The sequence below is a fragment of the Spiroplasma endosymbiont of Crioceris asparagi genome, assembly GCF_964020035.1.
Taxonomy (GTDB): domain Bacteria; phylum Bacillota_I; class Bacilli_A; order Mycoplasmatales; family Mycoplasmataceae; genus TIUS-1.
Map to the genome: position 1 here is coordinate 294,507 of NZ_OZ026475.1, position 16,603 is coordinate 311,109.

14 protein-coding genes and 5 tRNA genes are annotated in these 16,603 nt (G+C 24.4%); 12 read left to right on the top strand and 7 right to left on the bottom strand.

What is annotated here, in order from left to right:
- Positions 1-457 precede the first annotated feature (457 nt).
- The gene (locus AACL01_RS01355; protein WP_339023137.1) at positions 458-2,113 is read left to right on the top strand and encodes a lipoprotein; all 1,656 of its coding nucleotides are present in this window, start codon (positions 458-460) and stop codon (positions 2,111-2,113) included.
- Between the two features lie 152 nt (positions 2,114-2,265).
- Positions 2,266-2,697 carry a hypothetical protein gene (locus AACL01_RS01360; RefSeq protein WP_339023138.1) on the top strand — a complete coding sequence of 144 codons (432 nt, stop codon included), beginning with the start codon at positions 2,266-2,268 and terminating at the stop codon, positions 2,695-2,697.
- A 289-nt stretch (positions 2,698-2,986) separates the two neighbouring features.
- Here AACL01_RS01360 and AACL01_RS01365 read toward each other — a convergent pair whose 3' ends face one another.
- The 5 genes from AACL01_RS01365 to AACL01_RS01385 form a co-directional block, all read right to left on the bottom strand.
- Positions 2,987-3,193, bottom strand: a complete 207-nt coding sequence (locus tag AACL01_RS01365) for a hypothetical protein (RefSeq protein WP_339023140.1) — start codon at positions 3,191-3,193, stop codon at positions 2,987-2,989.
- Between the two features lie 57 nt (positions 3,194-3,250).
- The gene (murQ, locus tag AACL01_RS01370) at positions 3,251-4,078 is read right to left on the bottom strand and encodes an N-acetylmuramic acid 6-phosphate etherase (RefSeq protein ID WP_339023141.1); all 828 of its coding nucleotides are present in this window, start codon (positions 4,076-4,078) and stop codon (positions 3,251-3,253) included.
- Position 4,079: 1 nt separating this feature from the next.
- Complete coding sequence (locus AACL01_RS01375) at positions 4,080-5,129, bottom strand: MupG family TIM beta-alpha barrel fold protein (RefSeq protein ID WP_339023142.1); 1,050 nt, start codon at positions 5,127-5,129, stop codon at positions 4,080-4,082.
- A complete protein-coding gene (locus AACL01_RS01380; RefSeq protein WP_339023143.1) occupies positions 5,129-6,700 on the bottom strand; it encodes a PTS transporter subunit EIIC in 1,572 nt (523 codons plus the stop codon). Before AACL01_RS01380 ends, AACL01_RS01375 begins: the two co-directional genes overlap by 1 nt.
- A 99-nt stretch (positions 6,701-6,799) precedes the next feature.
- Positions 6,800-7,636, bottom strand: coding sequence for a MurR/RpiR family transcriptional regulator (locus AACL01_RS01385; protein ID WP_339023144.1), 837 nt, complete (start codon positions 7,634-7,636; stop codon positions 6,800-6,802).
- Positions 7,637-7,844: 208 nt separating this feature from the next.
- Here AACL01_RS01385 and dcm point away from each other — a divergent pair, with 208 nt between their 5' ends.
- From dcm to AACL01_RS01400, 3 genes are read left to right on the top strand one after another with little or no spacing between them, the layout of a single operon-like run.
- On the top strand, positions 7,845-9,107 hold the full coding sequence (gene dcm / locus AACL01_RS01390) for a DNA (cytosine-5-)-methyltransferase (RefSeq protein ID WP_339023146.1): 1,263 nt from the start codon (positions 7,845-7,847) through the stop codon (positions 9,105-9,107).
- A complete protein-coding gene (locus AACL01_RS01395) occupies positions 9,100-9,750 on the top strand; it encodes a hypothetical protein (protein WP_339023148.1) in 651 nt (216 codons plus the stop codon). Before dcm ends, AACL01_RS01395 begins: the two co-directional genes overlap by 8 nt.
- Before the next feature lies 1 nt (position 9,751).
- Positions 9,752-12,244 (top strand): DUF262 domain-containing HNH endonuclease family protein, encoded by a 2,493-nt coding sequence (locus tag AACL01_RS01400; RefSeq protein WP_339023149.1) that lies wholly within the window; start codon positions 9,752-9,754, stop codon positions 12,242-12,244.
- Positions 12,245-12,429: 185 nt separating this feature from the next.
- Here AACL01_RS01400 and AACL01_RS01405 read toward each other — a convergent pair whose 3' ends face one another.
- Positions 12,430-12,984: an exonuclease domain-containing protein gene (locus AACL01_RS01405; RefSeq protein ID WP_339023151.1), complete on the bottom strand. Its 555-nt coding sequence runs from the start codon at positions 12,982-12,984 to the stop codon at positions 12,430-12,432.
- A 122-nt stretch (positions 12,985-13,106) separates the two neighbouring features.
- On the opposite strand from AACL01_RS01405, the gene AACL01_RS01410 reads away from it, so the two are divergent.
- From AACL01_RS01410 to AACL01_RS01430, 5 genes are all read left to right on the top strand, one after another.
- A tRNA-Thr gene (locus AACL01_RS01410) sits at positions 13,107-13,182 on the top strand.
- A 9-nt stretch (positions 13,183-13,191) separates the two neighbouring features.
- Positions 13,192-13,275 (top strand) — tRNA-Tyr (locus AACL01_RS01415).
- Between the two features lie 4 nt (positions 13,276-13,279).
- Positions 13,280-13,354: transfer RNA gene (locus AACL01_RS01420), tRNA-Gln, on the top strand.
- 11 nt (positions 13,355-13,365) lie between these two features.
- Positions 13,366-13,441: transfer RNA gene (locus AACL01_RS01425), tRNA-Lys, on the top strand.
- A 13-nt stretch (positions 13,442-13,454) separates the two neighbouring features.
- Positions 13,455-13,543 (top strand) — tRNA-Leu (locus AACL01_RS01430).
- Positions 13,544-13,628: 85 nt separating this feature from the next.
- Here the strand turns inward: AACL01_RS01430 and AACL01_RS01435 are convergent.
- The gene (locus AACL01_RS01435; RefSeq protein ID WP_339023152.1) at positions 13,629-14,390 is read right to left on the bottom strand and encodes a hypothetical protein; all 762 of its coding nucleotides are present in this window, start codon (positions 14,388-14,390) and stop codon (positions 13,629-13,631) included.
- Positions 14,391-14,759: 369 nt separating this feature from the next.
- Here AACL01_RS01435 and AACL01_RS01440 point away from each other — a divergent pair, with 369 nt between their 5' ends.
- Both AACL01_RS01440 and AACL01_RS01445 read left to right on the top strand, forming a co-directional pair.
- Positions 14,760-15,788 carry a Fic family protein gene (locus AACL01_RS01440; protein WP_339023153.1) on the top strand — a complete coding sequence of 343 codons (1,029 nt, stop codon included), beginning with the start codon at positions 14,760-14,762 and terminating at the stop codon, positions 15,786-15,788.
- A 135-nt stretch (positions 15,789-15,923) separates the two neighbouring features.
- On the top strand, positions 15,924-16,526 hold the full coding sequence (locus AACL01_RS01445) for a hypothetical protein (protein ID WP_339023154.1): 603 nt from the start codon (positions 15,924-15,926) through the stop codon (positions 16,524-16,526).
- Positions 16,527-16,603 lie beyond the last annotated feature (77 nt).

Here is a 16,603-nt window from a genome sequence, read left to right on the forward strand (position 1 = left end):
TCACTTCAAACACTTGTTGTAGGCATAGAAAGAGTTCCTAACTAAAATTATTCCTAATCAACTCATTAATTGCTCCTTTATCTTTTTCTTTATTTCTAACAATAATATTTAAGCATGTTAAAAAACAAAGTAAATTAAATAAGGCAACACATTAATAATTAATATTTTTTTATGCTCAGTTTTATTCTTAAAATAGTTATAAAAAATATTTAATTTTGTATAGTAAAGTAACAAAATTATAGATTAAGTTAAATTTTTAGAAATTTAAAGTTTTTTAATTGTTTATTATTTATTTATAATTTTTTCTTTTAAATACAAAGAAAAAAAGAAAATAACTCTTTCTATATTTTTACAAATTTTCATCATAATTGTGACAATTACTTTGTTAATACATTATTAATTAAAAAGGGTTGCTTTTTTTTTTTTTTTTATAGAATAACTTTTAAAGGAGAAAAATATGAAAAAATTAATTGGGGTATTAGGAAGTTTTGGATTTGTTGCAACAAGTGTAGTTACGACTGTAGCATGTGGACATAAAAGTGAAAATAAAACACTAAAAACAGATGACATTAAAAATAATGCCGATGTTAAAAATATCATAGGTTTAGAAAACTTAGTTGCTGTTAACAACGCATTAGCTGATATTGCTAAAAAAATTGAAGGTGTGGATACATTAGTAGGAAAAGTTGATGAAAAACCAACTAATGTAAAAGTAACCATTACTTTAAAAGATGGATACAAACTTACAGGTGATAATTTTTTTGTAATTGAAGGTGCCATTAAAGCAAAAGATGTAGAAGTGAATATTGCTGATATTAAAAAAGAAGCAAATAAAATTCAAAAACAAAAAGATTTACCAACAGTTCAAGCAGAACTAAACAAAATCATTGCATCAGATGTCTTTAAAGACAAAATACAATCTTTAACAGGGGACGCCGTTAATGATCAACCAACTAATGTAACTGTCACAGTTGTTTTAAAAAAAGGCTTTAAACTTGATACTGATAATAATACTTTTGTAATTGAAGGTGCCATTAAAGCAAAAGATGTAAAAGTGGAAATTGCTGATATTAAAAAAGAAGCAAATAAAATTCAAAAACAAAAAGATTTACCAACAGTTCAAGCAGAACTAAACAAAATCGTTGCATCAGATGCTTTTAAAGACAAAATAAAATCTTTAACAGGGGACGCCGTTAATGATCAACCAACTAATGTAACTGTCACAGTTGTTTTAAAAGAAGGTTTTAAACTTGATACTGATAATAATACTTTTGTAATTGAAGGTGCCATTAAAGCAAAAGATGTAGAAGTGAATATTGCTGATATTAAAAAAGAAGCAAATAAAATTCAAAAACAAAAAGATTTACCAACAGTTCAAGCAGAACTAAACAAAATCATTGCATCAGATGTCTTTAAAGACAAAATACAATCTTTAACAGGGGACGCCGTTAATGATCAACCAACTAATGTAACTGTCACAGTTGTTTTAAAAAAAGGCTTTAAACTTGATAATGATAATAATACTTTTGTAATTGAAGGTGCTATTGAATCAAAGGTCATTAATATTGATGCTATTAAAACAAAAGTAAATACTGCTATAGCTGGTAAGGGATTGGCTAATTTAGAAGAAGTTCAAAAAAAATTAAAAGAACTTAATATTCCTAATGTGACATTTACGGTGACACTAAAAGATAAAAGTCCAAAAAATGTTGAAGTTACAGTTGTTCCAAATAAAGGATTTACTCTTAATTCAGATACTGATTCATTTGTTGTTGAAAATGCGATTAATTTAATAAATGATATTTCTATTATTGGCGGTAAGATGCTTTTTGTTTCTACATTTGATGGTCAAAAAAACCCATATACATTTGAAGATGCTCAAACCAAAGCAATTGAGTCTGTAATTAAATGTGCTAGAGATCCACATTACAAATATAAAGATCAATTTCAGGATTTACATGAAAATGACTTATGCGCAGAAAAAGACACTTATGTTCCTGATGGACCTAATATAAGAGGACAAATATGTGTAATAACAAAAGAGGGGTCTAAGTATAAAGGAAGACTATATCTTAATGTACAAGGATACACCCCCCCCAAACAATTAAATTAACAGAATAATTAAAAAACTAGACATCTGTCTAGTTTTTTAATTCTTCAATTGCCTTATTTAAATTACAATACTTTTAATTATAATAAACTTAATAAATAAATTTTTTAGAAGGGATTTAATATTGTATTATAAAAAATAAACAAGAAATATTAGTGGGGGATTTTTTCTTAGCAAAACATTTTGACAACTACGGGGAAGAACTACAACATCCATTTTCAGCCTTGAACTTTGATGATGAAAATGTCTATGCATTGCAATTTAGTTCTGTTAAGTATTTAGAAAATGGAAAAATGTATAGTCATCACATAAAACCAAAACCATTTTCTTTATGAGATTTTTTTAAAAAACTTTTTGGATTTTATATTGAACCAGAAGTTAAACAAAATATTATTTTTGCAGAACAAGGTGATGGATTAAAATATCGATCAACAACTGATGTTAATAAAATATTTATTTTGCCCCAAGAAGATATTATAAATTTCTTAAGTGAATGTTCATCTAAAAAATGATATGAAATTACTAATATTTTAAAACAAAGAAAATCCAAAAATAAATATATAAATGATTTTATTGATAAGTTATAAAGATAATAATAACTAAATACAACATAAACAAAAAATATTTAAAGCATCTTGTTTAGAGCGGTGCACTTGGTGGTTTTATAGAAACTTATATTAATATTTTAAGATCAATACAAAAAAGTGCTAAGACTATTTTTTTGTTTTTATAAAATATTGAATTAAGTAAAAAATAAAGATATTATTATAAAAATTAAAAATTTATTTAGGGTGATTATATGTTAATGTGTGGAATATGCGAAAAAGTATTATGTGATGATGATAGGGTTGTTTATACATGAATAAAAAAACATTATTATAGTGTTGTATATGCAAATTGCCACTTGGAATGTAAAAAAGAAAGAGATGCGTTAATTTCTAAAAGGAATTCGTACCTTATCCCAGCTTCTATTACACTTTTAATTTCACTTTTATTTGGTCTGGCATCATCAAATAATCATGCTTCAATGTTTTGATCAATTATTCCAGTAGCAGTTTTGTGAATTTCGCTTATAGTTATCATTTGAGTAAATGTTTATTATTCTAAAAAAATCAAACAATTAAAAAACTAGTCACGCGTCTAGTTTTTTAATTCTTCAATTGCTTTATTTAAATTATTATGATGTTTTTTTAAAATAATCATTGCTTCATCAAAAGATAAATCAAATAGGGAGTTTAAAATCATTGTTGCTCGATTAATTAATTTTTGATTTGTTAGTTGTAGATTAATCATATAGTTATCATAAACTTTACCAAGTTTAATCATCAATGTTGTAGAAATCATATTTAACACCATTTTAGTAGCTGTTCCTGACTTTAATCTAGTTGATCCCATAACAACTTCAGGTCCCACTAATATTGTAATGTTATTGCTGGTATATTTTTCAAACTCATTTTGTTGACTCATACATAAACTTGCACTATAAGCACCAATTTTATGAGCGTATTTTAAAGTTCCTAAACAACATGGAGTTCGACCACTTGCTCCAATTGCAATGACACAATCTTTTTCATTAAAATTATATTTTTGCAATTCTTTAATGAAAATATTTTCATCATCTTCAGCACCTTCAATTGGAAAACGAAGTGCATGATCACCACCTGCAATTAAACCAATAATTTGATCACTTACTCCAAATGTTGGTAAGATTTCGCTAGCATCTAAAACTCCTAAGCGGCCACTAGTTCCTGCCCCAACATAAAATAATCTTCCACCTTTTTCAAGTTTCAAAACAATTTCATCAATTATTGAAGTAATTTTAGGCAATTTTTCTTTAATTGCTTTAGTAATAATTTCATCTTCTTGATTAATTATATTTAAAATTTCTAATGTCGATTTTTCTTCTAAGTGACGACTATTTTTATTTTGTTGTTCAGTATCAATTTTTTTTAAATCAATTTTTTTCATTTTAATCCTTTATTTCTAAAAAGTTTATATATTTATAACTTGTGTTTGTTAATAAAAATTGAGCTTCTTTTAAATTACATATTAAGTTAGTTCAATTATTGTTTTGTAAATAGGGCTTCAATCAAATTTGAAGTTCATTTTTATATCTAGGATAATTTTTATTATCAATTGTTAAATCAAAATCTTGAATATCTTGTATTACATTATTTTCTTTAATTTCAAGGTTGTTAAAGTTTGTTCTAGATGTTTCACTTCTTATTAAAAATTCACTTTTATCTGGTCTAATTTTATGTCTAGCAAATAATATTTTTCTTTCTTCATCTGTTAATTTATGATCAATTTTAATTGGAATAAAAACATCTTCATTTATATTTTTTAATGATGAATTAATTAATTGCATTTCTTTAATTGATGCTTGGGTATCGCCAAAACAAACAATATCAGAATTTAGTTTTCATAATTCTTGAAATTGAATTAAAGAATTTTTATTTCGATGAGCTTCAATGGTAACTAGTCCTTGAAATAAGGGAAAACGCGGTTCAAATTTAGAACAAGCAAATGATAATATCTCAAGATTATGACTTTTAAAAAACTCATTCTTTTTTTTAAAATCATCATATGATAGTCCTGAATAGGGTTTTGGATAAAAGTTGTGAAAAACTCCCATTTCTAGTTTTGCTTTCAAAAGGCTTTGAATATCTTCAACATTAATAGTGCTTGCATTTAAATAAATTTTAAATTGATTATTTTTTGCAATTTTTTTAATGTCTGAAATTGTAAACCCATAATCTAATCTAATGCCATACAAATTCATTGTTTTAAAATTAAATTTTTCAAAATATTCTTTAGCAATATCAACAATTACTTTCATATTGTTGGTAAAACAAAATTGCAAAATCTTTTCAAAGTTTTCAAAATATTTTTGATTTGCTTCAGGAATATGTAATGACATAAATATATAGTCAAAATTATTTACTTTTGCATCTTTAATGTAATTAATATATTTATCAAGATTATCTTCAATTGGATAAATTGAAATGCCTTTTTTCATTATTTTAAATTAACTCCTTTTCATCCAAATAGATAAGTTATTACAAATCCTGCACCATATGTTAAGACTAAACCCATTAAATAAAACAAATATCCAGTTCATTGGGGAACAACTCCAGTTGCAGACATTAATGGAATTGCCATTAATCCACTAGGACCTAGAGCAGTACATCCCACATTAATATTCATTATTGCTAAGATCCCAAAGAATAAACCACCAACACAAGCACCTATACAAGATGTTATAAAAGGTTTTACTCTTGGCAAAGTCACCCCATAAATTATTGGTTCTCCAATTCCTAAGAATCCAGGAACAATTGTAGAAGCAATTTGTTTTCTTAAGTTACTTCCTTTTTGTGCTCTTACATATAATGCTAGTGCAGAACCAACCTGACTTGCGCCAGCCATTGCTAAGATAGGGAATAATACATTAATTCCTTGAGTCTGAATTAGCATTACATAAATAGGGGTTGCTCCTTGATGAATTCCAAATACAACGGCAATTAGTCAAATTCCTGCTAGTAATGTTCCACAAACTAATAACACTCAAGAATTCTTAGTAACATTTTCGAAAATTGCTTCTAAACCACTAAATAAATAACCAGATGTCGGAATTAATAATATTATTTGAATTGCTAACATTGATATCAATACCATTAACGGTACTAAAAATATTTTTAGTTGATTAGGAATAAATCTATTATATTGTTTTTCTAATTTAGCAGCAATAATTGCTCCAATTAAAGCTCCAAATAATGAACCATGTAAACCATTAGATACTCAAGTTTTCATATCAGATGATTTAGAAAAAATTCCTACTGTAAATCAATTACCACCAATGTTGTGAACATTTATTCCCAAGAATGTTCCGCCATTACCACCAATTGTTAAATCACCTTTATAAAGGTTACCCATTATATTACCAGCAAATGGACCATACATTGCTCCAATTAAAGCTCCCAATATTGGAGAACCTCCATAAATTTCTGCAGTTTTTCAACCAATAATAGTTGTTAATATTTGCAACGTAATTGCAAAAAATGAAGTTAATAATGTTATTCACTGTGAACCAGCTACAGAAGGGTTGTTGTTAAATGAAGTTAAGATAATTGTTCCCATTGCTTGCAATAGACCAGCTCCAATAAAAGCTGGTAAAACGGGAGAAAATATTTGGGAAATATTTCCTAAAAAATTCATAACTGAATTTTTTATTTTATTATTTTTACCTTTTTGACGATATCTTACTTTTGTATCAAATGCTATTTGATCTAAAGAAGCTTCATTGTTATTAAATGTTTTTTCAGTTTCCGCAACCTTTAGTTGGTTAATTTGTTTTACAAATTCATCATAAACCTCATTAACTTTACCAGGTCCTAAAATTATTTGATAACTATCTGAATTTTTTATTAATCCAAGAACGCCGTTAATGTTTCGAATATTTTCATCATTAATTGCATCAGAATTATTAACCTTTAATCTTAAACGCGTCATACAATGAGTTCAACTAACAATTGATTGATAATTGATCTCTTTCAAGATTGCTTCAGTTATTTCTACTTTATTATTTTTCAAAATCCTTTACCTCCAAGATTATGGTACAAGAGATTGAAAATTTAAAACGGTAATTAATGTTTAATGATATTTTTTTGCAAAAATTGAATTGTTTTTTCATTACTTAATAATCTTTGTAGTTTCTAATTTAGATTTAAAATAATTATTATCAATTTCCAGTAAATAATTATAAATAACATCACTTGCTAAAAAAATAGAAATTCGTGAAAAAATTGATGAGTTTCTAATTAAAGGATCTAAACTTTCTACTTTTAAATTGATGTCTGCTAAGTCTGTTAAAAGATTTGGTTTTTTATTTGTAATAGCAATTATTTTAGCTTGCTGACTATTTTTACATTCTTTTGCTGTTTTAATTACTTCAGCAGTTTTGCCTGAATAAGAAATTAAAAACAAAATGTCATTTTTTTCTAAATTCTTTAGATGATAATAAACGTTATTAAAGTCATTTAAAGCAATCGTATTAAACCCTAAACGGTTTAATTTGTTAGATAAATCTAAGCAAATTAAATAAGTCCCGCCAACAGCAAAAAAAACAATTTTTTTAGCATTTAAAATACTAAAACAAATATTTTCTACATCTTTAAATGAGCCATTTAAAATTTTTTCTGTCATTGCAATTGTTTCATAATATAAATTTGCAATTGTAGTAACGCTAGTGGGGTCATTTGTTAAGTTAATATCTAATTGCGAAGTTTTTTCATCTCAAATTTCTTCTACTAAAAGATGAATATTTTTATAACTATCTAACCCAATTTCTTTAGCAAATCGAGATAAAGTTGAAGGCGAAGTATTTAAATATTTTGCCATTGCTTCAATGTTATTAAATTCATTAACTTTTTTATCATTTAAAATTTTGTTAGCAATGTAATTGTGCTTATGGTTTTTATCAACACTAATTACATGAATTTTGTTTATTAAATCGTATTTCTTAATCATAAATTTTCCTAAAACTATTATACTTTTAATTATAATAAACTTAATATATAAATTTTTTAAACACGCATAAGAATTATTTATTAACTAATGTTATAAAACACTTTAATTAATTGTATATAAATGATTTTGTTTTACAAACCTGTTAAAATAATTAACATAGCTTAAAGTAATCTGTTAATATAATATTATTATTGATCTAGGAGTAATAATGAAACAATTTAATGTAATAGAGTTTTTTTCGGGAATTGGTGCTCAAAAAAAAGCATTAGAAATTTTAAAAGAAAATAAAATTTTAGATTACAAAATAGTGGGAACTAGTGATTGGGATGTTTGAGCAAACATTTCTTATAATTTAATTCATAATAAAAATGACAACAATGAAATAAGTGAAGAAGAAATTGATGATTTTCTTTCTAAATTTACGCATTCATTAGATTCTAAAAATCCTACAAATTTTTTAAAAATTAAACAATTAGATTTTAAAATAAAAAAATTATTATATGACGCATATAAGAATTCAAACAATATGGGTTCTATAATTAATATTGATGGAAAAAAATTACCCAAATGTGACATTTTAACTTACTCATTTCCATGCCAAGATTTATCTAACGCTGGTAAAAACTTGGGTATGTCTAAAGAATCAAACACGAGATCAGGATTACTATGAGAAGTAGAAAGAATTTTGGAAGAAGCTAATCAAGAAAATAATTTACCAAGATATTTGCTATTGGAGAATGTTAGAAATTTAGTTTCAAGTAGACATTCAAAAGAGTATATAGAGTGATTAGAAAAATTAAAATCATTAGGTTATTCAACCAAAACCTATTTATTAAATAGCTTTAATTATGGTTCTGTTCAAAAAAGAATTAGAGTTTTTGCATTAAGTATTTTAGACGGTGATAAAATTAATTTTGTAGATGACTATTTTAAAAATAAAAAATTAATTTCAGAAGAAAATCCTAAAGATATTTCATCAAATTTAAAATTAAAACAATCTTTAGAAAAAATAATAGATATTAGTTACACGAAATATTTGCACGAAGCTAAAGAAGCAATTCCCAATGATACGCCTTCGAGAAAAAAAATATATGATAAAAATCCTAAAATTTTTTCAAATAATAAAGAAGATATTATGGGTGAAAAGACAAAAACTAAAAACGGTTACTATTCTAGATGAGTGAGAACAATAACAACAAAGCAGGATAGACATCCTAATGCCGGGGTAATTAGTATTAAAAAATCTAAAATTGATGAAGGGAAAAATAGCTATCGTTTTCTTACGCCAAGAGAAACATTTAAAATTATGGGATTTTCGAATAACGATTTTGATAAAATTAAAGAAAAAGAAATTATAAGAAATGATGTTTTGTATAGACAAGCAGGAAATTCAATTGTTGTAAATGTTTTAGTTGCAATATTTAATGAAATATTAATTGCAGAAAAAAAATTTGGTGAATTAAATGAATAATTTAGATAATTTTGGAGAAAAAGTTTCAAAAATATGTTTTGAATTAAGTGGTATTAAAGGTATTGAAAAATATAATAATGAGTGATGAAAAATAAAAACATCTTTTTTTAGTATTGTTGAAAAAGCGTTTTATTTTAATTTTACAAAACAAAAATTTCTAAAAATTAAAATTAAAGAAAAAGATATTTATTTAGGAGAAAACAAAAATGGAATTAATGTGTCAACTTTTGGACAATATTTTAGAGTCTGACTAACCTTCGGTGTAATTGATTTTGATGAAGAATTTAATAATTATAATAAGTTTAGTTCCTTAATAAAAAATATAAAAACAATTAAGTTTTCTAATTATTTTTTAACATCTAATGACGCTACACAATATTTTTTAGAAATGAAGCCGATTGATATTATACAAAAAAACTTATTTTTATTAAAAGGGAAAAGCTTTTTGGCAGACACAATTATTAAAACAATTTTTACAATTTCAATTTATATTACAAAATTTTATTTTAATTATTTAGATGAGGTTATGTGTCAATATATTTCTGGTACAAAAAATTATAAAATTTCTACAAAAAATAGTATAATAGCGGAATATAAAGGACAAAGAAAAATAGTTAAATTAATAAAAATAGGGGAAAAATAATATGCATATGAATAAAAATTGAAAAGAAATAAATGAATTTTTAATGACAATAAATGGGAATGAGTATTTAGAAGAATTATTAAAAGAAAATAATCTAGACAAAACTAATCACATTTCTGTTGAAGCTAGAAGATTAATGGAATATTTGTTTAAGTATATATTAGACTCAAAGGGTTTTAGAATCGAAAAAAACGATCCAACTTTAATTAAATTAATTAATGATTTAAAACAATATTATTTTGATGAAAACAATGGAATTGCATGACCAAAAGATGTTGATTTTTCCATTCATCACATTAGGCTAGTTGGTAATTCATATTTGCATCCGGATGATTTCGGAGCACTCCGTATTAAAAAGAATGATTTTAATTCTAATTTGCAAATTTTAAAATACATTCATTTTTTAATTCAATTTTTAATTAAAAATTTTTTTAATTCAAATTTTCAAATAAAAGAATTTGATGACGAAATATATTACGAAAATTTTAATAAAACAAGACACATTTTTGATGTTAAAAAAAATGAAATTAAAATTGAAAATGATTCATTAAAGTTAAAAAAACTTACAATTTCAGAATTAATATTAAATGAAAATTTTTTATTTTTTATTCCATCTTACCAAAGAAAATATAAATGAAATGAAACAAATTGCGAAGAGCTAATTAAAAATATTATTGCAAAATATAAAACTGACGATAGACAAGAATATTTTGGACCCATGGCAATAACATTAGAAACCGATAATAGTGATAAGAAAAATGTAACTTTAAGAATGATAGATGGTCAACAAAGAATTACTACTTCAATAATTTTGTTTAAAGTTTTATATGAAATTATGCTTGAAAAAAAATGCAAAAACATACCTTTTGATTTGTCTAATATTTTTAAAAGTAAAGATTTATTGGAAATTAAATATAAAAATGCAACCGAAGATGAAATTGAAAGACAAGCTATTGAAATAATAATAAATAATAACTTGTCGTTTGGATACAAAAGTTATGATTTAATTCGTTATGCTAGTGAAAATTCAAATGCAGCAAAAAATTATTTATTTTTTTATAACTATTTAAATAAAAAAGATTTTAGCGAAGAAGATATTATAGAAATATATGAATATTTTGCAAATCAATATGTTGTTTCATGTATAGATTTTAAAAAAGAACCTAATGAAGAAATGGAAATATTTGAAAATTTAAATTCAAAAGGAACAGAATTAACTGCTTTTGATATGTTTAAAAACTTTTTATTTAATATTATTAATAAACAAGATTTTATTAAAAATGAAAATAAAATAGTTTCAAAATTTAAAGAATATTTATCATTTGAAAAAATGAGTCAATCAATAAATAGAAAACCGCAAATAAAAATAATAGATGATATGGAAGAAGAATTTTTGTTTTATTTTTGTTTGTATAAATCAAAAAATGGCGATTTAAAAAAAGATAAAAAGAGTATTCTAAGAGTTATTAAGAATGATATTTTTAATAAAAAAGAAAATATATCGTTTGAAGAATATAAAAACCTTATTGAAGAAATAGGGAAATATGCATATATTTATTTTTCTTTTAAAATTAAAGCTTATAAAAATGATAAAAATAATTTTTTATATCATTTTGCAAAAAATTTAAATAATCTAGAACATAAAGAAGTAACACAATTATTTTTATTTTTCTTAGTTGATGTATATGGAAAAAATAAATGATTTGCGTTAAAAAAACAATTTAGTTTTACAAAAACTGATTATTTTAAAAAATGTTTATTTCAATTAGAAAAATGATACGTTTCATTAATACAAGTTTATGGTACAGGTCAATCACTAACGAAACCGCTAATCAAATTAATTAATTTTTTAAGTTTTTACGATTTTCAAAATAGTTCTTATTTAGAAACATTACCAAAAATTATAGAAAGATGATTTAATTGTGAAGGAAAAGATTCAATAACAATTGTAGATGAAGCTCAAAATAACTATTTTCAAGATTCTTATTCTAATTTAAAAACACCTTCAGAAGAACAATTTGAAAATTCTATAAAGAATGGTGAAATTAAAGATCAAAACATTGCTTTAATATTATTAAGAAGAATAGAAGAAAAAGAATTAGAAGTAAATGAACAAATTTATAGAGAAAAAAATTCTTTAGAACATATAATGCCTCAAAAACTAAATCAAAAGTGATTAGAAGAATTAAGGGAATTTTATCCAAATAAAAATGACTCATGAATATTAGATAAACATAAAGAAATGAATAATTATTTAGGAAATTATGCTTTTTTAGATAAAAATGACAATTCAAAACTTAAAAATAGAGAATTTAGCTTTAAGTTAAAACAAATTTATAGTAAGTCTAAATGTCCATTATTTACAATGGATTTTGTAATTCCTCAAAATGACGAAATAAAAAATATTTTAAAATTAGAAAAATTTGATTTTGAAATTATTAAAGCTAGAAACTCTAAAATGGCTCGTATTGCTGCAAATATTTATTATGAATAAAATTTGATGTATAATAAAAATAGTCTAGCGCAATTAATAGCCTGTTAATGTTTACATAGCCCTATCATTTAGACATTATTTATTTTATTTGTAAATTTAAGCTAGACTATAAACCCAGTGCTCCGCCCGAGCACTTTTTTATTTGTCAAAATAAAAAATAGGGAAAAGAATAAAAAAATCATTTATTAAAATGATTTGTAATTATAATTATTACGTTTACATAAGATTTCAAAAACTTCCACTGAATAAAATAATTTTTTAATAATTTGATAAATCATTTTAGCATCTTCAAACCCATCATGATTTTTAAATTCTAAATTCAAGCCCTCTGCTAAACTTTTTAATCCCATTTTAAGTTTAATATCTTTTGGTAATAAAAGTTTAATTGTCTCTTGTGAACAAATATAATTAAATTTTACTCCATGAATATGAAATTTTCATATAGCGCGTTGCAAATATCTCATATCATGCCAAGCGCTATGAGCACAAATTAAATATGTTCCATTAAAAAATTTTGTTATTTGTTTTCAAAAATTTTTAAAAGTAGGGGAATTTGCAACTACGTCTGCTGTAATTTTATGAAGTTCACTTCTATGATCATCAAATTTAAACGGTCATGGTTTAATTTTTTGAGAAATCTTTATTTTTTTACCATTGTCATAAACATACATTCCAATTTGACAAATACTAGCAGGATTTTTATTTGCTACTTCAAAATCTAAAAACACTATTTTACTCATATTAATCCTTTAATAATTATTAATATAAATATTATTATAGAAAATAATAAAAAAATTTTAAAAAATTTATTTTTTTCTTTATAATAAATATTGGTTCTCATTAAAACAATGGGTTCGAAGCTGCTGACTTAGCTCAGTTGGTAGAGCAATTGACTAGTAATCAATAGGTCGAAGGTTCGAATCCTTTAGTCAGCACCACTTTTTAATGGAGGGGTAGCGAAGTGGCTAAACGCGGGTGGCTGTAAACCATCTCCTTACGGTTCGGGGGTTCGAATCCCTCTCCCTCCACCATTATTGGGCTATAGCCAAGCGGTAAGGCAAGGGACTTTGACTCCCTCATGCGTCGGTTCGAATCCTACTAGCCCAGCCATATATTTTTTTGTCTCGTTAGCTCAGCCGGTAGAGCAACTGGCTTTTAACCAGTGGGTCACAAGTTCGAATCTTGTACGAGACACCATTTTTATTATTAACCCCAGGTGGCGGAATTGGTAGACGCATTGGACTTAAAATCCAACGGTTTTAAACAACCGTGCCGGTTCAAGTCCGGCCCTGGGGACCATCTTAATGGACTTGAAAAAAAGAATGCTGAAAAGCATTCTTTTTGTTTGTTTAAATGAGAATAAAAAAAGATAGATTAATCTATCTTAATTAGTATTAGCTTTTTTAATTGCATCAATGATATTTGTATAAACCTTATCATCTTGGGCAAATTTATAATAAATACCTTCTTTATTTATTTTAGGATTATCAAATTTTTTGGTTCCATCATATCCAAATCAATTATCCATATTTTCTTGTGCTTGTGCTTGAGATGGGGTTGTTGCAATACTTAAGTCAAAGGCATTAGAAATTCAGACTAATTTACCATTTCTTATTAAAATAAACATTGGAGATTGTTCTAAACCTTCTAAATACTTTTTAACATAATCTTTGTTTTGTTGTTTGTTTTGATTTTTATAAGGGTTAGTTTGACCATTATCTCAATAATCAAACAAACGATCATTTAGTCATGAATCAATTTGTTTAGCAAATTTTTCTTGATGTAATGAAGCTTTTTCTTTTGATTTATATGTATAAAGATTTAGAGGGTTAGTTTTAACTTCTTCACCTCAACCGGTTAGATGTGATTTAGAATCACCATCACTTTTACCTTTATTGTTATTGTAATCTGTAACAGTTTCACCCATTAAATAATTAAAACGAGTTTTAAATAAATCATCTTTAATTACTTTTTCAAAGTTTTTAGTTTTGTCATCATCTTTAGCACCAAGCATGGCCACAAATGATTCATGATTATTAATGTGTGATAAAAAATCTTTATATTCTTTGGCTTGACAAGAAACAAGCAATAGGGGTAAATTAGCACTTACTAATAACAACCCTGACAGCGCTATAATTTTTTTCATTTTCAACAATACACCTACTTAAATTATTTAATATTAATATAACATAATTTAAACTATTTAAAAATATTGTTTATGAGACTATTGCATTTTAAATTTTGATTAAATTGTTCAAGAAACAAGTTTTATTATTAATTTTAAAAAAGAAGTTTATAATTATATTGTGGTTATCCACAAAAATTAAAAGAATTTATTAAAAATTAACAATAAAGAAAAGAAAAGGTAATTTATTAATAAATACTAAAAAGAAATATTTACTAAACAGAACATCATGTTCTGTTTTTTGTTTATCATAATATTATTATTTTTTTGTCTTTGAGTAAGAGTAAAATTATTTTATAAATAATTTTAATTAAATAAGGAAGTGATTAAATGAAGAAAAATTTAACTTCAAAAATTTTTGCTAATTTTTGATTGGATAATGCTTATAATTCATCGCATATTGAAGGAAATAAATTAACTGCAAATACAGTTGATTTATTGTTATTAGCAAGTGAAAACAACATTAATGATATTCAATTAAACATTGAACCAAATAGACAAGGGTTTGATAGAAGTGATAATGTTCAAAAAGAGTTATATAAAAATGAAATTATCGGTTTTAAAGAAGTTATACATTCATTTATTGATAATTTAAAATCTGATCAAACAGATTTGCAAAAACTTGCTAAAGATTTTCATTATTTTTTAATGGGTGCTGTTTTTCAAGATAACAATAAATCAAATTTAGCAGGAAATTTTAAAACATCTGATTCAATCATTATTTTAAAATCTGCCAATGAAAAAATTTTAACTTCTAATGCTAGTGATGTAGAAAATGATTTAGACTTTTTATTTACTAACTATAAAAATAAAATGGCAAAAGCAACTAACTTAAAACAAAAATTATTAGCTTTAGCTTATATGCATATTGGTTTTGAATCAATTCATCCGTTTATTGATGGAAATGGAAGAACAGGAAGATTATTGTTAGCATACGAAGCAATGAGAAATAACTTACCACCATTTCATATTTCTAATGAAGGAAAATACGAATATTTTTTAGCACTAGAAGAATGTACTGTTAATCCAAATACAACTAACTTTAATCAAAGAACAGATTTATCTGATGATAAATTAGAAAAAATGGTTTTTGTTTTCAGTAATAATTTACAAAATCAATTAGGAAGAATTGCTAATTGAGATGATTATAAAATGTTTCAACTAACTCCAGATAGGATTAAAAGAATTGATGAATTTATTGAAGAATTAAATAAAACTCTTGCATCTGATCATATAACTTTAGAATATTTATTAGAAGACTTTCAAATTAACAATTTTGAAATTTTAATAAAAGAAAATGGATTAATTAGAAATGGATATGATATAGACAAATTAGACAGTTTTGAAATGGAGATGTAAATCTCTATTTTTTTAACTCTATTTGGACTTAATTTATTGTGTTATAATTTTTTGTAATAAATTAAAAACATAACATTCTTAGAAAATAACAATATTAATATCATTTTAATAAAATTAAATCAGGCGGTAGACAATATGAATAAATCTTTAAATAATAATGAAAAAAAGGAAATCATTGCAAAAAGAAGAGACATTGATTCTAAAATAATTGAAAATCAATTTTTCGCTGAGAAAATTTTGTATGCAACAAAATTGTTTTTTGAATATGCAAAAACTAATTTAAATAAAACCCAAATTAGTGAAACAAGTTATTTCAATTTTCTTTCAATTTTGGAATTAGAATCCATTAAAGAAAAAGGTGCCTTTTTCGCTAATCAAAAAATAGTTAAAACAGAAAATGGACTTATTCCTTCTAAAATATTTGATTTTATAAAAGGTTTAGAAATTAATAATAATGGTAAAAGACTCCCTTTACATATTTCTCAAATTATTCGTGAAGATAATGTCAACAAAACATTTTTATCTTTTAATGATCAATTTGTAGTTTTTGATGACTTTCTTTCTAATTTTGATAAAGATTTAATAAATAAAGTTGCTAAAACAGTTTTACAAGATTCTAATAAATTCATCAAAAATTATTTGGCTTGAAAAAATGCCAAAATTAATCAACAAATTAATATTTTTGACGAATTAAATGATGAACAAAGAAAAATGGAAATGGAAATCATTTATAATTAGTTTAATAACAATAATTTATTAATTTTAAAATATCAATGTAATTTTTATAACCTAATAAATGTATAAACTAAATATTA